The organism is Pseudomonas sp. GW821-FHT05H12 (assembly GCF_059419385.1).
Window position 1 is genome coordinate 47995 of sequence record NZ_JBWKRS010000029.1, and the last position, 22049, is coordinate 70043.

Below are 22049 nucleotides of genomic sequence, written 5' to 3' on the forward strand. Positions count from 1 at the left end.
CAGAGGCATGGTTTTAGCAGGTGGACCGTGTCGATCCCTTCGTAGCCTCGCTGGGGCTCGACAACTCCCACATTTGAGCTTTGTCAGCTTGTTGATCTGTGTTCGGCGGTGTTTATGTGGCGGCCTTGAGGTCTACGCCCAAGGCGGTGGCGAAGGCCTTTACCATCGGGCTGCGCGGGGCGTTGTGACGCAGGATCAGGTTGAAGACTGTGCTCAGGTGGACTTGCTCCGGGCACAGTGCGCGTAGGCGCCCTTCCCTTACCAACGGTATTGCATAGTGCTCGGGCAGGAAACCGACGAATCGACCGGTGAGGATCAGAATCGCGACGGCTTCCACTTGTGAGGCCGAGGCGGACTGGCTGTCGTAAGTGACGAAGTTGGCCTTGTCGCGGTGGATCGCATAGCGATGGTTTACCACTTCGTAGTGGCGCAGCACGTCCGGTGTTATTTCACTCGCATTGAACAGCGGATGGCCTACGGCGCAGTAGGCGTGGGCTTTTTCCTCGTACAGCGGGAAATAGTCGAATTCTTCACGGCGCTGGTACACGGGCACGATACCAACGATCAAGCGCCCCTCCACTACACCGCGCTCAATTTCGTCCAGTTGCGAGGCATGTAAGCGCAATCTAATTTTCGGCGATTCGCTATGTAATTTCCCCAGCGCCGCAATGAGCGGGGAATTAACGTCAGACACAGTGTTATCAATAACACCCACACTAAGGTCGCCAATAAGCTCATTTTGCGCCGAACTAAGCTTGTCGCGAAAACTGTCTACCGAGGTGAATAACTCGATGGACGCCTGATACACCAGCTTGCCTTCTTCGGTCAGCCCAAAACCTTCCCGGCCCCGTGTACACAGGCGCATGCCAATGCGGATTTCCAGGTCGGAGATCTGTTTGCTGATGGCCGCCAGGCCCACGTTCAGCTCGTTTTGCGCGGCGCTGAAGCCGCCGGCTTCGACCACGGCCATGAACACGCGCAGCAATTTGAAGTCCAGCCCGCTCAGTTGCAGGGGCGGTCGCGTGCCGGGTTTGGGCGGTATGTTTCCAGAAGTGGAAAGTGGGGTTTCCATAATACGCGTTGACCTCAAGTGCCATATTCAACAGGCTTGAACCCAATCCTTGAACATAGCCAGGCGGCGATAATGGCCGTAAACATCGGCCCTTGGCAACCTTGAATATAGCGGGTTGAACAGCACACAGAGGCTGATTTAACGCCCGGCAAAACCTGACACTACGATCAGGACTTTTTACGTTTTGACTGCCTCCGACTCTTCTAAAAACAAGCGTGAGGAACACCCATGTCCCAGCCCACCGACCGCCTTTGGGGCGCTCGTTTCAAGACCGGCCCGTCTGCTGCACTGGCCGCGTTGTCGCGTTGCCCTGAGCGCTATTTCCGCCTGACGCCCTACGACCTGGCCGGCTCCCGCGCCCATGCCCGTGAGCTGCAGCGCGCCGGTTTGCTGGATGAGTCGGAAACTCAACGCACACTGGAGGCCTTGGACGGTATCGGTGCAGACTTCGCCGCCGGCAATCTGCATCCGACGCTGGATGACGAGGACGTGCACACCTTCATCGAACGCGTATTGACCGAGCGCCTCGGCGCCCTGGGCGGCAAGCTGCGTGCCGGGCGTTCGCGCAACGACCAGACCGCCAATGATCTGCGCCTTTTCCTGCGTGACCATGCGCGCACCATCACCACCGAGGTGTTGGGGTTGCAGCAGGCGTTGGTGGCGCAAGCCGAGCAACATGTGCAGAGCATCTGCCCGGGCTTCACGCACTTGCAGCAGGCGCAGCCGATTGTGTTTGCCCACCACTTGCTCGCCCATGCCCAGTCGATGTTGCGCGATGTGCAGCGCCTGGTGGATTGGGATGCGCGCACGGCGCTGTCGCCGTTGGGTGCAGCGGCCATGGCCGGTTCCGCGATTGCGCGTATGCCTGAGCATTCGGCCAAGGAAATGGGTTACACCGGGCCGTGCGAAAACTCCATCGACGCCGTCGCCAGCCGCGACCATGTGGCGGAGTTCCTGTTTGTGGCAGGCATGCTCGGGGTGAATATTTCACGCCTGTCCGAAGAGTTTTGCCTGTGGTCGTCGCGCCAGTTTCGTTGGGTGGTGCTGGACGATGCCTACGCGACCGGTAGCTCGATCATGCCGCAGAAGAAGAACCCGGACATTGCCGAGTTGGCGCGGGGCAAGGCTGGGCGGTTGATTGGCAACCTGACCGGGTTGATGTCGACGCTCAAGTCGTTACCACTTTCCTACAACCGCGATTTGAGTGAAGACAAGCACAGCGTGCTCGACAGTGTGGACACCCTGTTGCTGGTACTGCCGGCGATGGCCGGGATGGTGGCGACCATGAAGGTGCAGGTGGAAGAGCTGCGGCGCCAGGCGCCGATGGGCTTTACCTTGGCGACCGAGGTGGCGGACTGGTTGGCCACAAGAGGTGTGCCATTTAAAGAGGCGCATGAGATTACCGGCGCCTTGGTACAGGCCTGTGAGAAGCATGAGATCGAGTTGTGGGAAGCCTCGCCGGCGATGTTGGCGGAGGTGGATGCGCGGCTGACGCCCGAGGTGCGTGACTGCTTGACCCTGGAAGCGGCGATTGCAGCGCGCAGTGGCTGGGGTGGTACGGCGCCGGAGCGGGTCAAGGAGCAGATTGATCGGTTGAAAACGGCGCTGGCGGCTCAGCAGCAATGGGCTGACAGCTACACAGGCTTCCGAATTTGACCCACCCCCTGTAGAAGCCCGGCTTGTCGAATCGTCGCACCGCAGCGATAGCGTCCACAAAATCGCCATCGCAGGCAAGCCAGCTCCCACAGGTTGAGATTTAACCCGTACTTGTAGGAGCCCGGCTTGCCGGCGATGGCGTCCTTGAGGCCACCATCGCCGGCAAGCCGGGCGCCTACAGAGGGGCGCATGTCTTTAGATTGATCGTTGTTTCGGAGAATCACCATGAACCAAACCCCGGCAGAGCGCTTGGAAGCCGAGCGCAAGTTGTCCGAGAACCAGTTCGATATCACGCAGTACGAACACGTGCCGCGTCGCTATTACGGGCGGATGTTTTTCGCCACGTTGATCGTGATCGTATTGGCCGCACTGTTGCGGGCATTCGCCAACGGCCAGATCGAATGGTCCTACATCGGTCAGTTCCTCACGTCCGAGGCCATCCTCTGGGGCCTGGTGAACACCATCGTCATGTCGATCCTGGCCATGGCGCTGGGCGTGGTGATCGGCGTGATCACGGCGATCATGCGCATGTCGGCCAACCCGATCCTGCGCTACGTGGCCATCACCTACACCTGGCTGTTTCGCGGCACGCCGCTGATCCTGCAACTGCTGCTGTGGTTCAACCTGGCGTTGATCTTCCCGGTGATCGCGATTCCCGGCCTGTTCAGCATCGACACCGTCGACCTGATGACGCCGTTCGTGGCCGCCCTGCTGGGCCTGAGTATCAACCAGGGCGCGTACACCGCCGAGGTGGTGCGCGCCGGCCTGCTCTCCGTAGACACCGGCCAGTACGAAGCCGCCAAGTCCATCGGCATGCCGAGCCTGCAAGCGCTGCGTAGGGTGATTCTGCCCCAGGCGATGCGCGTGATCATTCCGCCCGTAGGCAACGAGTTCATCAGCATGGTGAAAATGACCAGCCTGGCCAGCGTGATCCAGTATTCGGAGCTGCTGCACAACGCACAAAACATCTACTACGCCAACGCACGGGTCATGGAGCTGCTGATCGTGGCCGGCATCTGGTACCTGGCGGTGGTGACTGTTCTTTCATTTGGTCAAAGCCGCCTTGAGCGTCGTTTTGCCCGCGGCGCCGGCAAGCGTTCGTAAGTCTGGGTTGAGGAGATTTGCCCCATGAGAAGCATCGTCAAGGCCGTCAACCTGAACAAGTATTACGACCAGTATCACGCGCTGCGCGACATCAATATCGAGGTCGAGCAAGGCGAAGTGATGTGCATCATCGGCCCGTCGGGTTCCGGTAAAAGCACCTTGCTGCGTTGCGTCAACCAGTTGGAAAAGATCGACAAGGGCGGCCTGTGGGTCGACGGCGAACTGGTGGGTTACCGCGTCGTTGGCAATAAGCTGCACGAGATGAACGAATCGCAGATCGCCCGTCAGCGCCTGGCCACCGGCATGGTGTTCCAGCGTTTCAATTTGTTCCCGCACATGACCGTGTTGCAGAACATCATCGAAGGCCCGTGTCAGGTGCTCAAGCGCTCGCCCAAGGAAGCCACCGAAGATGCGCTGGAATTGCTGGCCCGCGTCGGCTTGGCGGACAAGCGCAACGCCTACCCGGTCGAGCTGTCGGGCGGCCAGCAACAACGTGTAGCGATTGCCCGTGCATTGGCGATGCGCCCCAAGTTGATGCTGTTTGACGAACCCACGTCAGCCCTCGACCCGGAGCTTGTAGGCGAAGTGCTGTCGGTGATGCGTGATTTGGCCACCACGGGCATGACCATGATCGTGGTCACCCACGAATTGGGCTTTGCCCGCGAAGTGTCCAACCGCATGGTGTTCATGGATGCCGGCCAGATTGTGGAAGCCGGCAGCCCCGAAGAAATTCTAATAAGCCCACAAAACCCGCGTACCCAAAGCTTTATTTCTGCCGTTCGCACTTAACTAAAAAACAAACGAGAACGCCCCCATGAAAAAATTGTTTATCCCAACGTTGCTCGCAGGCCTGATGGCCTCCTCCGCTGTTTTCGCGGCATTGCCGGCGGCAATCAAGGACAAGGGTGAGATCAGCGCGGCCATCGTGCCGAACTACCCGCCGATGGATTTCAAGGACACCGCCACCAACCAACTCACCGGCCTGGATTTCGACCTGGGCAACGCCCTGGCCGAGCGCCTGGGTGTGAAGATCAAGTGGCAGGAAACCGGCTTCGAGCAGATGCTCAGCGGCCTGACCACCAAGCGCGTGGACATCGTGTTGTCGGGCATGAGCGACACCGCCGAGCGCCAAAAGGCGGTGACCTTCATCGACTACTTCACCAGCGGCCCGCAGCTCTACACCCTGGCCAAGCGTGAAGACCTCAAGGAATTGACTGACCTGTGCGGTAAAAAAGTCGGCACCAGCCGTCGCACCACCTGGCCGTCGGAAATTGCCGCGTGGAGCAAGGAAAACTGCGAAGCCGCCGGTAAGCCGGCCATCGTGGTGATCGGCACCGAAGGCTCGGCGGACGCGCGGGCACAGTTGCAGCAGAACCGCCTGGATGCGGCGATGCAGGGCAGCGAAACCATTCCGTACCTGATGTCGTTGGACAAGGGTAAATACAAGCCGGTGGGCCTGGCGCTTTCCAAGCAGTTTACCGGGCTGGGGATCGAGAAGAGCAACACTGAGCTTGTCACTGCGATCAGCGAGGCGTTGCAGGGCATGATCGATGACGGCACCTACGGCAAGATCCTGAAGAAGTGGGATCTGGAGCAAGGTGCGGTAGAAAAAATCACCATCAACTCCGGCCAATAACCCAAAACCCCGTAGGAGCCGGCTTGCCGGCGATGAGGCCCCTGAGACCTGCATCGATTCAGATGGCGCCATCGCCGGCAAGCCGGCTCCTACAGGGGAATTGTGCAATTGCTTGAATAAGGACGCTCGCCCCCACCGTGGCCACTTACTCCCTGGTAATCCGCCGCCTGATGATCTGCTCGCTGACCATCGTGATCAGCCGAGCCATGACCAGCCCGCTGATGACCCTGCTACTGAGCAACCGCCTGGGCCTCAACCAGCAAGACATCGGTTTGCTGATGGGCATCGCGGTGTTCACCGCTACCTTGATGGGCCTGTATGGCGGCTACGTCATCGATCGCATGGAAAAACGCAAGCTGCTGATCCTGGCAATGCTCTCCAGCTCCATCGGTTTTCTGTTACTGACCTTTGCCACCAACCTCTACCTCACCACCTTGACGCTGGTGATCACCGAGTCGGCGTCTGCCCTGTTCCTGATCGGCTCCAAGGCGATCATCAGCGAGAACCTACCGGTCGACCAACGCGCCAAGGTGTTTTCCCTACGCTACACCCTCACCAACATCGGTTACGCCACCGGCCCCATGGTGGGCGTGGTGATTGCCGGGCAAATGCCACTGCTGCCGTTCATGCTGTCCAGCGCCATCGCGTTTGTCAGCGTGTTCCTGATGATCGGCATTCCGCCGACCCAGCGTGATGAAAGCACCAAACCGTTGAGCTTTCTCACCACCCTCAGAACCCTGCGCAACGACCGCAGCCTGGTCCTGTTCACCAGTGGCAGCCTGTTGAGCACCATCGTGTACGGCCGCTACACCCTGTACCTGTCGCAGTTTCTGTTGGTGATTCACAACCCGGACGATGCACTGAAAATCCTGTCCGCCATCCTCGCCTGCAACGCCATTACGGTGATGCTGCTGCAATACCAGATCGGCCGGTTCCTCAAGCGTGAGCAGTTGCGCTACTGGATCTTGCTGGGCACGGCGCTGTTCATCGCTGGGCTGATCGGTTTCAGCCAGGCCGACAGCCTGCTCTCGTGGTGTGTGGCGATGTTCGTGTTCACCCTGGGCGAGATGATCATCTTCCCTTCAGAATTCCTGTTCATCGACACCCTCGCCCCCGAGTCGCTGCGCGGCAGTTATTACGGCGCGCAAAACCTGGCGGCGTTTGGCGGGGCGCTGAGCCCGGTGATTTGTGGGTATCTGTTGATCCATGCGGCGCCAACGGCGATGTTCTATGCGCTGGGCGGACTCACAGCAGTGGGTGGGACGTTGTGCTTTCTGGCCGGGCGGCGGGTAGCTGCGAACCACATCTAATGTAGGAGCTGGCTTGCCGGCGATAGCATCGCCGCGGTGTAACTGAAAGACCGAGTTGCCTGCATCGCCGGCAAGCCGGCTCCTACAATTTGATCTCCGAAATGGCTGATATGTGCGTAGTATCCGGCTATTCATCTCACGGACCCGAGCCCCATGAAATTCGACACGGCCTACAGCCTGACTCTCGACGACAAGCTATCGATCTATGACGTACGAGACCTGAATTTCGACGAAACCGCCGCTTTCGATTCCGACAAGGACCGCTTCCTGTGCCCCAACGACGAATGCCGCGCGGCCTTCGACACCGACAATGCGCTGAGCACGTTCAACGCCAAGAACGTCAATTACCAGCGCACACCCCACTTCAAGAACAAGACCAGCACCCGGCATATCGACGGCTGCCGCTACGCCAGCAGCCACAAGACGGCGACGGGTGAAGGAGATGACGAACGCGAGGACAATTTCCCGTCGGAATTTGTGCTCACTCGGCGTCAGTACGAGCGCAAGGCACCGCTGACCGGCACCGAAGGCAGCGTCCCACATGAGCCAGCGAGAGCACCTTCGAACCGCGCCGCCACCTCTTACAGCGCAAACGACACCACGCCCGACAAGACCAGCGTGTTCGCCCACCCGGTGGAATGCTACGTGTCGAATATCGACGACAAGGACAAGCTCAAGTCCATGCCGTTGAAGATCGGCGACCACACCGCCACCTACTGGACGTTTTTCAAGAAGATCGAATACCTGCAGGACAACAAAGGGCTGATCTACTGGGGCAAGATCAAGGCGATCAAGGACTACACCAGCAGCTTTCGCATCGACTTCGAAAAAAAGGTGTGGCTCGACAAAAAGCCCTATTCGGTGAATGTCTACCTGAGCAAAAAACTCATCGAGAACTACCGCAAGCGCACGGCTTTCCTGGAGCAGATCAAGGCGGCGGTGGACAGCGAGCGCGCCCTTTACTGCTTTTTCTACGGCGTGACGCCTGAACTCAAGCAAGTGCCCAGCAAGAAAAACCCCGAGCAGACGTTTGGTGTGTTCAGCGCCAATATCGAGAACCTGGATCACCTGATCATCCGGGAAGCGCCGGGGCTGGAATAGTGGGGTTTTAAGAATCCAGTTGATGAGCGGTCAAAACAACTGTACAAAAACACAGTATAGTTTGTCCTCCCCGACCACTCCTGGAGAACCCCCATGTCCTCTCTGGCAATGAGCTCTTTTGTAGAACAACAGATTGTCCTGCACCAATTCACCGCCAAGCACAGCGTGCAGGCCCGCGCGATGCTGGGTTGGAGCCGTGAAGACCTGGCCCGCCAGGCCGGTGTAGCGGTGAACACGGTTCAACAGTTTGAAAGCCAGGGTGATGTGGACGATGACGCCCGCCTGGCCATGGCGTTTCGCCTGGAGGCTGAAGGGCTGGTGTTCTTCCCCGGGTTTGCGCCGGGGTGGGGAATGAGTGCACGCCGATTCGACAGTGCACCAACCGAGCCTGCCGCCCAGGGCATCATTTCGCGGCTGATGGGTTCAACAGCGTCCTTTGATCCCCAAAACCCTCAACCGAATGGTGCATAGCCGGCGTCATTCTCAAGCCTGCTGCTGCAACGCCCGGCGCATCGGTTTGACAGAAGTCTTGGCCGCCTGCTCATAGCCATGGGCCACGGCCAGCAACGCAGGTTCAGACCAGCGGGTACCGAAGAAGTATGCGCTGGTCGGCAGTCCGTCCTCATGGGTACCGGAGGGCACAGCAATGCCCGGGTAACCTGCTGCGGCTACGCCAAAGTAAGTACCGGTTTCGAAATCTGCCACCATGGCATCCAGGTTTTCCTGTTCGATCGGCTGATCCACCGTATCGCGAAAATCCTTGATCAATACGCTCCATTTCGCCGCACGCTCTTCAGGCGTTAGGGTCGAGTCATCAACCTGCCGCAGCGTCGGCTGATGATCGGTTTCTGTCCCATCGCGTTCGTCGTTGAACTTGATCAGTTCAGTCAGCGACTTGACCGGCAAACCGGAGCGTTGCCTCAAATACGTATTCATCTCTTCTTTCGCACCCGAGAACAGCAAATCCCCGTACCCAGAGGCGTCGGCTATTCGCACATTTACCGGCACGAGGATCGCACCCGCGTCCTTGAGCACCTTCAGGGTCTGGGTGAACTGTGCACTGTCAGCCACGGGTTCCAGTTTGCCCGCCACGACAAAATGGGCGGGATAACCAATGCGTTTGCCGATCAAGGCTCCCGGAACGAGCGCCTTGGTGTAGTCGATACGTTCGGGGGCGCCGACGCTGGCCGGATCCTTGGGGTCACGACCTGACATTGCATTGAGCATCAACGCGACATCAAACACCGAGCGCGCCATAGGCCCCGGCACGTCCTGATGACGGCTGGCGGGGATAATGCCGTTGCGGTCCAGCAAGCCGACGCTGGGCTTGAGCCCCACCACGCCATTGAGCGCCGCGGGCACGATGATCGAACCGTTGGTCTCTGTCCCCAGCGCAAGGGGCGCCAGGCCGGCGGCAACCGCTGCGGCCGATCCGGAACTGGACCCGCCAACATCGGCATCCCGGTGGTGCGGGTTACGGGTTTGCCCGCCACGACTGCTCCAGCCATCGGCACCACCGCGAAAACCGGCCAGCTCAGTCAGGTTGGTTTTACCGATGATCACCGCGCCCTGGTCAAGCAAATACTGGACGAGCGGTGCATTCTTGCCGGCTGCCTCCCCCACCAGGCCAAAAGCCCCTGCGCTGGTTTGCATGGTTTCTGTCTCGACGTTGTCTTTGATCAAGACGGGGATGCCGTGCAGAGGCCCGCGGACCTTGCCCTCGGCACGCTCACGGTCCAACCTGCGCGCGTCTTCCAGCGCGTGGGGGTTGAGTTCAATGACGGCATTCAATTCGGGGTTTTGCTGACGAATACGTTCCTGCAGGTGGTAGACCAGATCAACCGAGGTCATTGCGCCAGGCTTGCTCATTTGCTCGCGCAATTCACTCACACTGGCGTACTCGGTTCCAGGCGGCACGGGTTTGGGAGGCGCCGCAAGCGTAAGGGGGCGTTTTGAAAGAGCAGCGAGGTGAACAAATGCACCGACAACAACTGGACTAATGCCAAACATGAAGCACCTCTCGGGAAGGGTAAGAAACAACGAAGGGCCCCTGTGGGTCCGGGTGCCAGTCTAAAAAGGCTCCTCCTTCCCGGCTGCAAGACGCGAATAGTCCAATGCGTGGGATTGTTCACTGCGGTGTGTGTGCTATCCCTAAACGTCTGACAGACAACAAACCCTGCGATACGTCTGCATTACCGCCACCAACGCATCCCCGGACCAGCGCGTCCCGTAGAACCACAATGTCTGCCCCTCACCCAGTGGCTCACCAACACGCGGATAGCCGTTCCAACAGGCCGTAAGAAACGCAGCGTTGTGGCTATCGGACACAAGTGCGTCCAAGCGATATTCGCTCACATGGGCATCGATTTCGTTGTAAGTCTGTTGGGTAACGCGCAAGGTTTCGTCGGGCCGCTGGGCGGGCACGGCCACCAGTTGCGCCCCAGCGCGACGCAAGATGCCCAGCGCGTTCAGGAACGCGGCACTGTGTTGGATCGGCTCATATTCATGACCACGCACCCAGCGGTCGGCAAATCCCAAACGCCTGTCTGCCAGGGTCTGTGAGGGCGTAAAGGTCGTGTTGTTCTGCACCAGAGGTACTTCCACCATCACCGGCCCGGAAGGGTCGACGCCACTCAGGGCGATCAGTGATAACGAAGGGTCACGGGGAGGTTTGAGAGGAAGCGCTGGTGCGTCATACCCGGGAATGGGCACGCAGCCCTTGGCTTGCACACCAAAGGCGATGGCAGTTGGGCTAACACTTTCGCCTGAAAGCCCGTGCGCGCCCGGAGTCGTCAACGAGTGCTCCATCGTCGATGACAGGGGTTGCCCCGGTCGGCAAGCCAGACCCACTCGCCAATATTTCTTACATTCTTCATTCATCAGAACCTGCCCCCGGAAAATGACTTTCCGGGGATCATCGCACCCTCTTCCGGCGCTTGTCGTAGGCCTGAAACACCTTGAAATTGCCTTTTTTCCTGGAGCGCCGTGATCAGCCTGCTACACGCTCTTCCACACCCGGATTTTCCACCTCCAGCCACCATGCCCGGCCACGTTCGGGTTGGTTCAAGCTGAACGCCTGGCCCATTGCCGGTGTGGTGATCGACACGTTGCGCTCCCACGCCAGCGCCATGATACGGTCGAAGGGTTCATGCCAGGCGTGAAACGCCAGGTCGAATGTGCCGTTGTGAATCGGCAGCAACCAACGGCCCTTGAGGTCGATATGCGCTTGCAGGGTCTGCTCCGGCTGCATGTGCACATGGGGCCAGTCGACGTTGTAAGCACCTGTTTCCATCAGCGTCAGATCAAACGGCCCGTACTGCTCGCCGATGCGTTTGAAACCGTCGAAATAACCGGTATCGCCACTGAAGAAGATGCGCCGCGCACCGTCGATCATCACCCAGGAGCACCACAAGGTCTGGTTGCCATCGAACAGGCCACGCCCGGAAAAATGCTGCGCAGGCGTGGCAACAAAACGAATGCCATCCACCTCGGTGCCCTGCCACCAATCCAACTGCCGAACCTTGCTCGCATCGACGCCCCATTTGACCAAGGTGTCGCCCACACCCAGGGGCGCCAGAAAGTAACGGGTCTTGTCGGCCAATTGAATCACGGCCTTGCGGTCAAGATGGTCGTAGTGGTTGTGGGAAAGGATCACCGCCTCCAGTGCCGGCAATTCTTCAAGACTGATGGGCGGCTGGTGAAAACGCTTGGGGCCAGCCCAGCTGAAGGGCGAGGCACGTTCGGCAAATACCGGGTCGGTCACCCAGAATTTGCCGCGCATTTTCAGCAGCACGGTGGAATGCCCAAGGCGAAACACGCTGTGATCCGGGGCCGCCAGCAGTTGCTCACGCGTCAGCGGTTGTACCGGAATGTTGCCCACAGGCCGGGTGGTGCGCGGCTTGTTGAACAGCATGTTCCAGAAAATACGCAACGTCTTGCCAAAGCCGCCATGCTGCACGGGGGCATCGTTGGTGAAATGCCCTTGGTCCTGCTCGGCGGGTTTGAGCGCGGCGGGCGAAGGGTCGAGACGGGATGAAATCGTAGCCATTGCAGAGTGACTCCTGGGGTCCGCTCACAAATTACGCTGTGCGCATGAGTTACACTGCACAGTGTAGTTTCTAGATTGCAACAAAAGCCGGAGCAAGTAAACTACCGAGTGTAATTTCCTCTCAGAGCCGAATGTTATCCATGACTGCCCCCCTACGCCTCACCGACCGTAAACGCGAAGCCATCGTGGCCGCTGCCATCGCCGAGTTTCGGGCGAACGGGTTCGAGGTCACCAGCATGGATAAGATTGCCGCAACGGCGGGCGTTTCCAAGCGCACGGTCTACAACCACTTCCCCAGCAAGGAAGAGTTGTTCGCCGAAATCCTCCATCAACTCTGGGCCAGCAGCGTCGCCCAGCTGGACGTCAGCTACACCAGCGAACGCCCCCTGCGCGACCAACTGCGCGGCTTACTGCAAGCGAAGATGCAGATGATGGCGGACGCCAACTTCCTCGACCTGGCCCGTGTTGCGATTGCCGCCACCATCCATTCGCCGGAACGCGCACAAGACATGGTCACCCGCCTGAGCAAGCGCGAGGAAGGCTTTACCCAATGGGTGCGGGCCGCACAGCAAGATGGCCGCCTCAACTGCACCGACCCGGCCTTTGCCGCCCACCAGATTCAAAGCCTGCTCAAGGCGTTCGCGTTCTGGCCACAGATCACCCTCGGCCAGCCGCCCCTCGACGCAGCAGGCCAGGCCAGTGTGATTGAATCGGCGATCGACCTGTTCCTGGCCGGCTATGAAGTGCGCACGCCCTCCCCGCTGTAAATCCTGTTGCAGGAACGACATTCCAGGTCGTTTTTTGCGTATTCGCCCACCGCGCAGCGCAAATGGCCTGGAAGGACACTGATTATTCCCTCGCGAATAACTGACAATATTCACACCTATTATCCGATCAACGGTTCTACCCGCTAACGCACGCTGTCGTACCTGCAAAAAAGAGCTGACCCAGGACACTATGGAAAACAGACGAGGCAAAGGGCTTTCATTTGCCAGGCGTATCTACAAGCCAAGGATCATCGGCCTGGGTATCGGCTGCATCAGTGTCATCGGTGCTTTATATCCCCTGGCGGTGCCGGGCTGGGTGTGGGCGTTCCTGCTGTTCAACGGCTATGTCTGGGCCCACGTGGCGTACCAGGTGGCAGCCCGCTCGGAATTTCCCTACCAGGCTGAACAACGCAACCTGCTTTATGACTCGTTGTTCGGTGGTTTCTGGACCGCCGCCACGCAGTTCACGCCCCTGACGGCCGTGACCATCCTGTCGATGATGACCATGAACAACGTTGCAGCCGGCGGCAAGCGCCTGTTCCTGCGTGGGCTGCTGGCCCAGGGCGCGGGGATGGTCGTGGCCTGCGCGTTGTTCGGGTTCAAGTTCAACCCCAACGTCAGCCTGACCCAGGTCTACACCTGCCTGCCGATGCTGACGCTCTATCCGATGGCGATCGGCATGGTCTGCTACCAGTTGGCGATCAAACTGTCGGAACACAAGCGTGCCCTCAGTGCCCTGAGCCGCATCGACAGCCTCACCGGCCTGCTCAACCATGGCTCGTGGAAAGACCTGCTCAATCTCAAGTTCCACAAGTGCCAGCAGCAACAAGGCCAGGCCACCATCGCCCTGATCGACATCGACCACTTCAAGCAGATCAACGACACCCACGGGCATATCGTCGGCGATGCGGTGCTGAAACAACTGAGCCAGGAATTGCGCCTGCACCTGCGTGAAAACGACCTAGCCGGACGTTACGGTGGCGACGAGTTCTGTGTGATTCTTCCGCAAATGCCCCTCGAAGAAGCCGCGCGGGTGATGGAACACATGCGCGAAACATTCGGCAATTACAGCAACCCGCAGATTCCCGAGCTGCGCGTGAGCCTGAGCATCGGCCTGGCGGACTTCCAGCCCTTCTTCAGCGATGCCGCCGAGTGGCTCAATGCCGCAGACCGTGCGCTCTACGCCGCCAAGGACACCGGCCGCAACCGGGTGAATGTCAGCGACTACGCGGTCGCCCACTCGGCCTGAGTCGTCCTACAACATCTCGTCTGAATTATCCGACTCGCGCCCGTGGCGATAGCATAATGCCGCCATTGGTCGCCTTCTGCTGAAAGCCCCGCTCCGGGGCAGAACTTCTGACAGCTCGCACGACTCTCACCCCGTTGTTCCACCCCCTCTGTCAGCACAAGGAAGCTGGCAATGAGCACGTCAACCGTAAGGCCAAGGGCCGTACGGGGGCAGGCGATCGTCATGGATACCTCAGTCGCGTGGTTGTCCGAGCCCTCGAATATGCTATTCAACGCCCACAAGAAAACCATCAGTACCCTGCAACAAGCCAACGCCCAGCAAACCAGCCTGCTGGAGGCCATCGAGCGCTCCATGGCGGTCATCGAATTCGACCTGCACGGCAACGTGTTGCGGGCCAACGACAACTTCCTCAAGACCCTGGGCTACCGCGCCGAGCAGATCCTGGGCCAGCCCCATCGGATGTTCTGCACGCCCGCCTTTGCCCGCAGCGCCGAGTACAACCAGCTGTGGACGCAACTGCGTAACGGCCAGTTCCAGTCCGGCACCTTTGAACGGGTGGCCGGCGACGGTCAGTCGGTGTGGCTGGAAGCCAGCTACAACCCGGTACGCGACGACGCAGGCCAAGTAATCAAAGTGGTGAAGTACGCCATGGACGTCACCCCGCGCCTGCAGGCCGAAAGCGAAGCCAACGCGAAGCTTGGCGCCATCGACCGTGCCATGGCGGTGATCGAGTTCAACCTCGACGGCACCATCCTCACGGCCAACGCGAATTTCCTTCAGCGCATGGGCTACAGCCTGGCGCAGATCCAGGGCCAGCATCACCGTCTGTTCTGCAAGCCGGAACTGGCCAACAGCGCAGCCTACGCCGAGTTCTGGAAGCGCTTGAACCAGGGCGAGCTGTTCAACGGCCAGTTCGAACGCGTCGATAAACACGGCCAGACCGTATGGCTGGAAGCCAACTACAACCCGGTTTACGACGCCAGCGGGCGCCTGTGCAAAGTGGTGAAGTTCGCCTCCGACGTGACGGCCCGCGTGCAACAACATGCTGCCGACGCCCAAAGCGCGGCCCAGGCCTATCACATCTCACTCAACACTCGGGACATCGCCGAAAAAGGCGCTGACGTGATCCAGCAAACCGCCAGCGGCATGCGCGACATTGCTGCCGACATCGACGGTTCCTCGCAGCTGATCGCCAAACTGGGCGAGCGTTCGCAGCAGATCACCGCCATCGTCAATACCATCCGAGGCATTGCCGACCAGACCAACCTGCTGGCCCTCAATGCCGCCATCGAAGCCGCCCGCGCCGGCGAACAAGGCCGTGGCTTTGCGGTGGTGGCCGATGAGGTGCGGCAACTGGCGGCGCGCACCAGCGGGTCGACGGCGGAAATTTCCAGCATGATCGCGATGATCCAGGATGAAACCCGCCAAGCCATCGACAGCATGGACGGCACCCGCGACCGCGCCGCGCAAGGCGTGGAACTGGCCAACCGCGCCGGCACGGTGATCCTGCAAATCCGCGAAGGCACCAGCGAGGCCGTGCAAGCCGTGAGCGCGTTTGCCAACGAACGGGGCAGCAACTGACCCGATCTTCATGTGTCTGGCCCGGGGGCCCGGTCTATAGTGCGAACTGTCTTTACGCTAAGGATTCGAGCCCGCCATGACCCCCGACAAGCCAGACACCGCCCCCGTCGACCACCTGCGTTTCCACCGAGGCCACGCCCACCTGGCGCCCACCTTTGGCAACGACACCTTCGCGCTCAAGGCCGAAGCCTTCGCACGCTTCTTTGGCACCCCCACCTTTCTTGGCGCGCAAACCGCGATTGTGGTGCTGTGGGTGGTGCTGAACATGACCGGCATCACGCACTTTGACGTGTACCCGTTCATCCTGCTCAATCTGGCATTCAGCCTGCAATCGGCCTACGCCGCGCCGCTGATCCTGCTGGCCCAGACCCGCCAGGCCGCCCGCGACAAGGCCCAGTCCGATGCTGACGCGCAACACCGCGAAGCCCTGGCCATCGCCAACACCGAACGCCAGGCCCAAGCGGCGCAGACCACCAAACAGTTGCTGGAACTGCTGGAACAGAACACCCGCCTGACGGAAATGACCAAGCAACTGACCGAACGCATCGAAACCCTGACCTGCGAGATGCATGAGCAGTTTGTGCGCAAACCCTGAGCACACCGCAATCCCCTGTAGGAGCCGGCTTGCCGGCGATCACGGTGGGTCAGCCATTCCGTGATGACCTGGCACACCGCTATCGCCGGCAAGCCGGCTCCTACAGTGAACCGCGTACGTGCCGGGCCAGCTCATCAAACAACGTCACCACCGAACGCAGCGCCCGGCAATCAGGCCGCGTAAGCAACCACAACGCCGTGTCATGCCCAGTCAATACCGGGCCAAGCGGTTGCAGGTCATCCCCCAATAAAAAGTCCGGCAACGCCGCCACCCCCATACCGCCGCGCACCAGCTCGGCCACCGACAACATGCTGTTGCAGCGATAACTGGGACGCACACCGGGCAAGTGTTCGCGGCGCCAAACCACTGTAGGGTGATCAGGCAGAAAATCATCCGGTGCGATCCAGGCCAGTTCCGCCAATTCCCGGCCCGCATGTTGCTGCGCAAACGCCGGGCTGGCGCACACCTGGTAGGTCACAGTGCCCAGGCACCGCCCCACCAGATGCTCGGGCGGGGTCTTGGTCAGGCGCAAGGCGATATCCGCGTCGCGCCGGCTGAGGTTGGCAAAATCGTTGGAAGTGCTCAGCTCCAGCGTGAGCGCCGGGTACTCGGGCATGAACTGCGCCAACGCCGGCAGCAGCAAACCCTGCAGCACTGAGTCGGTACAGGTCAGGCGCACCGTGCCGCTGATCACTTCACCGCCCTGTTCGACGCCAATGCGCGCCGCCTCCAACGCTTGCTCCGCCCGCTCGGCCTGCTGTGCAAGGCTGCTGGCCAGGCTCGTGGGCAGGTATCCGGCGCGACTTTTTTCAAACAGCGTCTGGCCCAGCGAAGCCTCCAACCGCCGCACCGCGCGGAACACCGTGGACACGTCCACCCGCAACAACGCCGCCGCCCGCGCCAGTGTGCCGCCACGCACAAGGGCAAGGATCAAGGATAAGTCGGGATAGTCGATTTGATAGTGCGTGACTGCATTGAGCATGTGGGCAAACGCCAATTTTGATTGCATGAACGCCAATCTATAGTGCGCCCCAGGACACAACAAGCCATGGGACGTACCTGATGAAAGCCACCACCCTGCACATTGCCTTGATCGGCGACCACGACCCCAGCGTCACCGCGCACCAGGCCATTCCCCTGGCACTGAAGCAAGCCGCAGACGCACTGGGTGTGACCGTTCATTTGCAGTGGCTCGACACCGACACACTGACGTCCAACGCCGCTTTGCACGGTTTCGACGGTTTCTGGTGCGTGCCCGCCAGCCCGTATCGCGACACCGACGGCGCCTTGCGCGCCATCCGTTTTGCCCGCGAACAGAAGCGCCCTTTCCTCGGCACCTGCGGCGGTTTTCAACATGCGGTGCTGGAATACGCCCGCAACGCACTGGGCTGGGCGGACGCCGAACATGGCGAATTAGCCCCCGATGCCAAACGCGCGGTGATCGTGCCGTTGACCTGCGCGCTGGTGGAGGCGACCGACGCTGTGCGCCTGGCGCCCTACACGCGCATCGCCGAAGCCTACGGCACGCTCGACCTTCAGGAAGGCTACCGCTGCCGTTATGGCATGAACCCCGACTTCACCGCCGCACTACTGGAAGGCGACCTGATTCCCAGCGGGCACGACTCGGCCGGCGACCTGCGCGCCGTGGAACTGCTGGACCACCCGTTTTTCGTCGCCACGCTGTTCCAGCCCGAACGCGCCGCACTCAAGGGCATTACACCGCCCCTGGCGATTGCACTGCTCAAGGCCTGCCAGGCGGTGTCAGCATGATTGCCAATACACCGGCCCCGCCCTACTACGCAGTGATTTTCAGCTCCCTGCGCACCGAGGGCGATAACGGCTACGGCCAGGCGGCGGCGCGCATGCTGGAACTGGCCCGCGAACAACCGGGGTTTCTCGGGGTAGAGTCGGCGCGGGAGGATGGTTTGGGGATCACGGTGTCGTATTGGAGCAGCGAGGCAGCGATCCTGGCCTGGAAACAGCAGGCCGAACACCAGGCGGTGCGCGAAAAAGGCCGCGCCACCTGGTACTCGGCGTTTCAAACCCGCGTGTGCAAAGTCGAACGCGTCTACAGCTTCAACGCAAGCTGAAATGTGGGAGCTGGCTTGCCTGCGATGGCGGAGTGTCAGTCACTCATCTATCAGCTGTCACACCGCCATCGCAGGCAAGCCAGCTCCCACAGTTTGAGTTTTAGGTACCTTGATAAAATATCGCTCTAGCTCACCAAACTGCGCAACGCACTGATCTGCGGGATCTCCACCCGCCGCATGTACACCCGCAACGGCTCGGTGATGTTGATGCGGTCGTCGATGTTCTGATCCAGCAGCAGTTGAATGCGCTCGCGGGACAAGGTCATGGCGTGATCGGCGGCCGGTAGCCAGACAAATTCGGCGGTGGGGATGATGCCGTCATCGGCCACGTCCATGCCGAAGGAATCTTCGCTGAAACGCACAATGTAGTGGCCGGTCTTGCGGTTCAGGCCGACAAAACCGTTGAGTTGATCGGCGGCCTGGCAGATGAGTTCGGACGTGATGCGCATGGTAAACCTCACTGAAAAGTCCCACTGGGACTGGAAAGATGGTTTACACGCGTGGCAGGAATGACCGCCCTCTAACGGGGCGGCTTCGGCCAATCCTACTGCAACGACGCACAAAAAAACCAAGAAAAATGGAGCCTGCGCACGTTAATGTCGGTTTGGTGATAGCGCCTTTCGCAATCAATTGTTAAAAAGGACGCCTTCTCAAAGTTACCTCCACGAAAGGACTTCGCATATGCCTGTCACGTTTACCAAGAGCGCCTTGCTGCTCGCGCTGATGCTCGGCCTCGGCCAGGCACAGGCTGAAGCCCCTATCAGCCCGGCTGAACTGGCGACAAACGAAGGCATTCCGTACCCTGCCGTTATTGCCCACCGTGGCGCTTCCTACGACGCCCCCGAGTCCACCGCCGCGGCCTACAAGGTCGCACGCGACCTGGGCGCCGACTACCTGGAAATGGACCTGCAGCGCAGCAAGGACGGCGTGCTGTTCGCCCTGCACGACAACAACCTGCAGCGCACCACCGACGTGGCCACCAAATTCCCGGACCGCAAGGACGCCCCCGCCAACGAGTTCACCTGGGCCGAATTGCGCACCCTGGACGCTGGCAGCTGGTTCAACGCCGCCTACCCGGACCGCGCCCGCCCGGCGTTCGTCGGCCTGAAGATCCAGAGCCTGGACGAAATCATCAAGATCGCCGAAGGCAACCCGCAGCACAAACCCGGCCTGTACATCGAGACCAAAGAGCCCAAGCAATTCCCGGGCATCGAGGCCGACCTGAAAAACAAGCTGCTGGACAAGGGCTGGTTGAGTTCCGCCGGGTCCAAGTTGGGCAAGAGCAACACCGGCGTTGGCCAGGGCAAGGGCCGCGTGGTGCTGCAAACGTTTGAAAAAGACAGCTTGAAAGAGCTGCAGAAAGAAATGCCCAACACCCCGAAAATCCTGCTGTTGTGGGTCGGCGCAGGCAGCATCGAGCCTAAATCCACCCAAACGTTTGCCGAGTCCGGCGAAGCAACCAAGGCCGCCTACTACGCCAAGCAGGAGCCAAAGGACGCCGCCGAGTTCGAAAAATGGGTAGACGAGGCCAAGAGCCTCGGCGCGATCGGCACCGGCCCCTCGGCCGAGCTGACCAACCATGGCGACCAGAGCTACACCGACCTGGTGAAGCCTGAAATGAACCAACTGACCCACGACAAGGGCCTGCTGGTGCACGTGTACACCGTGGACGAGCCGGTGGACTTCGAAAAAGTCATGAAGGCCGGCGTGGACGGCATCTTCACCAACCGCGCCGCCGAACTGCTGAAGTTCTACAAGCGCTGGCCGTCGTCGAGCGTGCAGGACCTGCTCAAGGACAATGGCTACTGAGTGAAGCCCGAATGGTCAGGCCGCCTGTGGCTGGGGCATGACTACGGCCTGATCCTCGGCCAGCTGGGGCGCACCGCGCCCCATGCGCACTACGCTCATCAATTGATGTTTTGCCCTGGGCGGCCGTTCACGGTCAGCCTTGATGGCCGTGTGATAACGGCCCATCGCCTGCTGATTCCTTCGCGCCAATCCCACGCCATTCTCCAGGCCGACGATGAAGTGCTGGTGCTGTACGCCGAACCCGTCGCTTTTGCGATCGAGCCCCTGCAGTCATTGCTGGAACTCACCGAGCCATCGCTGGAAACACTCGACACCCACCTGCGCCAGCTCCCCCGGCAACCGCTCGACGACCCGCGCCTGACGCGTGCCCTGCAAACCCTCGATCAGCATCTGACTGGCAAGGTCAGCGCCCAGGTGCTGGCCGAAGCCGCGCACCTGTCGCTGAGCCAGCTGGAACGCCTGTTCACCCATCAATTAGGGTTGCCAGTACGGCGCCTGGTACTGTGGCGCCGTTTGCGCGTGGCCCTGCACTTGGCATTGGCGGGCAGCAGCCTCACCGAGGCCGCCCACGGTGCAGGCTTTGCCGACTCGGCACACTTCTCGCGCACCATGAAGCAGCTGTTCGGCGTCACCGCTGGCGCCTCGTTGCGCCAACTGCACGTGCGCCTTTTAACGTAACGCTTCCGGCAACACAGGCTCCTGGCCCATCCGCACCTTCATAAACGGGTCACGCAATTGCGCGCCATACGCCACCGGAAAATCCGGTCGGCTGCCGATGCCCAGGTCACCCGGCCCCATGCGATAGCCTTCGCGATAAAACGCCGTGCCCAGCAGCCAATCCCACAGGTTGAAAAACAGGCCGAAATTCACATCACCGGCCCGGCCATATTTCATGTGGTGGAAGCGATGCACCGGCGCCCAGGCAAACACCCAGCGCAACGGCCCCAGGCGCATGTCCACGTTGGAATGCTGCAACAACAGTTGAAGGGCGATGGCCAGGGCCAACAACTGCGCCACCGCCAGCGGAATGCCCATCAGGATCAACGGCAGCAGGCCAGCGGTTGCTTCGAGCATGTGGTGCAAGGGATGCTTCATCAAGCCGTTGAAGCCATAGAGCCGTTCCACGCTGTGATGCACCGCGTGCAATCGCCAGAGTGCGGCGATGCGGTGACTGGCGTAATGCATCAAGGTGATGCCGGCGTCGGCCAACACAATCGCCAGCAGCAGTTGCTCCCACAGCGCCCAGCCACGCGGCCAGATCCCGTCGAAGGCCAGCAGCGCCGTCAGCCCCGGCAGAATCAACAGGCCCAGGGCGTTCAGGCTTTCGTTGACCAGCGCGTGCAACGTGTCTCGCCGACGGTCCCCCAGGCCGCGGTTCCACTGCGGTTCATAGGGCAGCCATTGCTCGGCCAGAAATGACACGGCCACCGCCGCCACGAATATCAGCACCAGCCAGCCGGGCCAATAGAGGCCCAGGCCGATAAACCCCAGCAGGAACAGTGGCGCATAGATCCAGCTCACACACGTTTTCATCCGAGTCTCCCTTCAAGTGAGCCCCCAGCATGAAAGCCAGCACGAACGGTGGATTGAACAAACTGCGCAACTGCTTGAATCAATTAAGGGTGAATTAAGTTGCGCTGGATAACCTGAGCCCACTTAAACAGCTCACCGAAGAAGGAAACACACCATGAAAACCCTGACCGCCCTGTTCGCCGCCACCGCCCTGACCCTGACTGCCGGCCTGGCACAAGCCGACGTGCGCCCGGACCAGATTCCAAGCCTGCTCAAGTCTGGCGCCGTGATGCCCTTCGAGAAGCTCAACGCCGCCGCCCTGGCCAAACATGCTGGCGCGACCATCACCGACACCGAACTGGAAGACAAGGCTGGCCGCCTGGTCTACGAAGTGGAAATGCGCGACACCAGCAACGTGAAGTGGGACGTGAAGCTCGACGCCAAGACCGGTGAAGTGCTGGAAAACAAGCAAGACACCTGAGTTATCCGTCCAAAAAATACGCGCCGAATGGCGCGTTT

22 protein-coding genes and 2 pseudogenes are annotated in these 22049 nt (G+C 60.4%); 17 read left to right on the top strand and 7 right to left on the bottom strand.

Features of this window, described 5'->3' with window-relative positions; genetic code table 11:
• Nucleotides 1-112: 112 nt before the first annotated feature.
• Nucleotides 113-1072 carry a LysR family transcriptional regulator gene (locus AC07SU_RS22695; protein ID WP_494998281.1) on the bottom strand — a complete coding sequence of 320 codons (960 nt, stop codon included), beginning with the start codon at nucleotides 1070-1072 and terminating at the stop codon, nucleotides 113-115.
• A 228-nt stretch (nucleotides 1073-1300) separates the two neighbouring features.
• Between AC07SU_RS22695 and argH the strand changes: the two genes are divergently transcribed.
• The 7 genes from argH (at nucleotide 1301) to AC07SU_RS22730 (ending at nucleotide 8350) form a co-directional block, all read left to right on the top strand.
• A complete protein-coding gene (argH, locus tag AC07SU_RS22700; RefSeq protein WP_494998282.1) occupies nucleotides 1301-2728 on the top strand; it encodes an argininosuccinate lyase in 1428 nt (475 codons plus the stop codon).
• A gap of 225 nt (nucleotides 2729-2953) precedes the next feature.
• The gene (locus AC07SU_RS22705) at nucleotides 2954-3832 is read left to right on the top strand and encodes an amino acid ABC transporter permease (protein ID WP_016974698.1); all 879 of its coding nucleotides are present in this window, start codon (nucleotides 2954-2956) and stop codon (nucleotides 3830-3832) included.
• 24 nt (nucleotides 3833-3856) lie between these two features.
• Nucleotides 3857-4621: an amino acid ABC transporter ATP-binding protein gene (locus AC07SU_RS22710; protein WP_016974699.1), complete on the top strand. Its 765-nt coding sequence runs from the start codon at nucleotides 3857-3859 to the stop codon at nucleotides 4619-4621.
• A gap of 25 nt (nucleotides 4622-4646) precedes the next feature.
• Nucleotides 4647-5468 (top strand): ABC transporter substrate-binding protein, encoded by an 822-nt coding sequence (locus tag AC07SU_RS22715; protein WP_176997973.1) that lies wholly within the window; start codon nucleotides 4647-4649, stop codon nucleotides 5466-5468.
• A gap of 137 nt (nucleotides 5469-5605) precedes the next feature.
• Nucleotides 5606-6778, top strand: coding sequence for an MFS transporter (locus AC07SU_RS22720; protein ID WP_494998283.1), 1173 nt, complete (start codon nucleotides 5606-5608; stop codon nucleotides 6776-6778).
• A 153-nt stretch (nucleotides 6779-6931) separates the two neighbouring features.
• The gene (locus AC07SU_RS22725; RefSeq protein WP_494998284.1) at nucleotides 6932-7879 is read left to right on the top strand and encodes a hypothetical protein; all 948 of its coding nucleotides are present in this window, start codon (nucleotides 6932-6934) and stop codon (nucleotides 7877-7879) included.
• Nucleotides 7880-7972: 93 nt separating this feature from the next.
• Nucleotides 7973-8350 (top strand): helix-turn-helix domain-containing protein, encoded by a 378-nt coding sequence (locus AC07SU_RS22730; RefSeq protein ID WP_494998285.1) that lies wholly within the window; start codon nucleotides 7973-7975, stop codon nucleotides 8348-8350.
• 12 nt (nucleotides 8351-8362) lie between these two features.
• On the opposite strand, the gene AC07SU_RS22735 is transcribed toward AC07SU_RS22730, so the two are convergent.
• The 3 genes from AC07SU_RS22735 to AC07SU_RS22745 form a co-directional block, all read right to left on the bottom strand.
• Entirely contained in the window at nucleotides 8363-9889 is a 1527-nt protein-coding gene (locus AC07SU_RS22735; protein ID WP_494998286.1) for an amidase family protein, read from the bottom strand.
• Nucleotides 9890-10030: 141 nt separating this feature from the next.
• The gene (locus AC07SU_RS22740; RefSeq protein ID WP_176997978.1) at nucleotides 10031-10759 is read right to left on the bottom strand and encodes a hypothetical protein; all 729 of its coding nucleotides are present in this window, start codon (nucleotides 10757-10759) and stop codon (nucleotides 10031-10033) included.
• Between the two features lie 109 nt (nucleotides 10760-10868).
• Nucleotides 10869-11927 carry an MBL fold metallo-hydrolase gene (locus AC07SU_RS22745; protein ID WP_494998287.1) on the bottom strand — a complete coding sequence of 353 codons (1059 nt, stop codon included), beginning with the start codon at nucleotides 11925-11927 and terminating at the stop codon, nucleotides 10869-10871.
• Nucleotides 11928-12067: 140 nt separating this feature from the next.
• Between AC07SU_RS22745 and AC07SU_RS22750 the strand changes: the two genes are divergently transcribed.
• The 5 genes and pseudogenes from AC07SU_RS22750 to AC07SU_RS22770 all read left to right on the top strand — a co-directional run bounded on the left by AC07SU_RS22750 (nucleotide 12068) and on the right by AC07SU_RS22770 (nucleotide 16119).
• Nucleotides 12068-12694, top strand: coding sequence for a TetR/AcrR family transcriptional regulator (locus tag AC07SU_RS22750; protein WP_494998288.1), 627 nt, complete (start codon nucleotides 12068-12070; stop codon nucleotides 12692-12694).
• A 190-nt stretch (nucleotides 12695-12884) separates the two neighbouring features.
• Nucleotides 12885-13943, top strand: coding sequence for a diguanylate cyclase (locus tag AC07SU_RS22755; RefSeq protein ID WP_494998289.1), 1059 nt, complete (start codon nucleotides 12885-12887; stop codon nucleotides 13941-13943).
• Between the two features lie 261 nt (nucleotides 13944-14204).
• Nucleotides 14205-14975 (top strand): annotated as a pseudogene (locus AC07SU_RS22760) (PAS domain-containing protein); the annotation flags it as partial.
• 114 nt (nucleotides 14976-15089) lie between these two features.
• A pseudogene (locus AC07SU_RS22765) lies at nucleotides 15090-15524 on the top strand (methyl-accepting chemotaxis protein); the annotation flags it as partial.
• Between the two features lie 76 nt (nucleotides 15525-15600).
• A complete protein-coding gene (locus AC07SU_RS22770; protein ID WP_176997982.1) occupies nucleotides 15601-16119 on the top strand; it encodes a DUF1003 domain-containing protein in 519 nt (172 codons plus the stop codon).
• Between the two features lie 100 nt (nucleotides 16120-16219).
• Here the strand turns inward: AC07SU_RS22770 and AC07SU_RS22775 are convergent, their stop codons facing one another.
• Nucleotides 16220-17101, bottom strand: coding sequence for a LysR family transcriptional regulator (locus AC07SU_RS22775; protein ID WP_494998308.1), 882 nt, complete (start codon nucleotides 17099-17101; stop codon nucleotides 16220-16222).
• Between the two features lie 80 nt (nucleotides 17102-17181).
• Between AC07SU_RS22775 and AC07SU_RS22780 the strand changes: the two genes are divergently transcribed.
• Nucleotides 17182-17889, top strand: a complete 708-nt coding sequence (locus tag AC07SU_RS22780; protein ID WP_494998290.1) for a CTP synthase C-terminal region-related (seleno)protein — start codon at nucleotides 17182-17184, stop codon at nucleotides 17887-17889.
• Nucleotides 17886-18209 (top strand): antibiotic biosynthesis monooxygenase family protein, encoded by a 324-nt coding sequence (locus tag AC07SU_RS22785; RefSeq protein ID WP_494998291.1) that lies wholly within the window; start codon nucleotides 17886-17888, stop codon nucleotides 18207-18209. The genes AC07SU_RS22780 and AC07SU_RS22785 overlap by 4 nt, the downstream gene beginning before the upstream one ends.
• A 125-nt stretch (nucleotides 18210-18334) precedes the next feature.
• Here the strand turns inward: AC07SU_RS22785 and AC07SU_RS22790 are convergent, their stop codons facing one another.
• Entirely contained in the window at nucleotides 18335-18658 is a 324-nt protein-coding gene (locus tag AC07SU_RS22790; RefSeq protein ID WP_494998292.1) for a DUF2025 family protein, read from the bottom strand.
• Nucleotides 18659-18890: 232 nt separating this feature from the next.
• On the opposite strand from AC07SU_RS22790, the gene AC07SU_RS22795 reads away from it, so the two are divergent.
• Both AC07SU_RS22795 and AC07SU_RS22800 read left to right on the top strand, forming a co-directional pair.
• Nucleotides 18891-20018: a glycerophosphodiester phosphodiesterase gene (locus AC07SU_RS22795; RefSeq protein ID WP_176997986.1), complete on the top strand. Its 1128-nt coding sequence runs from the start codon at nucleotides 18891-18893 to the stop codon at nucleotides 20016-20018.
• Nucleotides 20019-20696, top strand: coding sequence for a helix-turn-helix domain-containing protein (locus AC07SU_RS22800; RefSeq protein WP_494998293.1), 678 nt, complete (start codon nucleotides 20019-20021; stop codon nucleotides 20694-20696). It begins immediately after the preceding gene.
• Here the strand turns inward: AC07SU_RS22800 and AC07SU_RS22805 are convergent.
• Nucleotides 20688-21551 (bottom strand): sterol desaturase family protein, encoded by an 864-nt coding sequence (locus AC07SU_RS22805; protein ID WP_494998294.1) that lies wholly within the window; start codon nucleotides 21549-21551, stop codon nucleotides 20688-20690. The genes AC07SU_RS22800 and AC07SU_RS22805 overlap by 9 nt on opposite strands.
• A 154-nt stretch (nucleotides 21552-21705) precedes the next feature.
• On the opposite strand from AC07SU_RS22805, the gene AC07SU_RS22810 reads away from it, so the two are divergent.
• Nucleotides 21706-22011, top strand: coding sequence for a PepSY domain-containing protein (locus AC07SU_RS22810; protein ID WP_176997989.1), 306 nt, complete (start codon nucleotides 21706-21708; stop codon nucleotides 22009-22011).
• The last annotated feature ends 38 nt before the right edge of the window (nucleotides 22012-22049 follow it).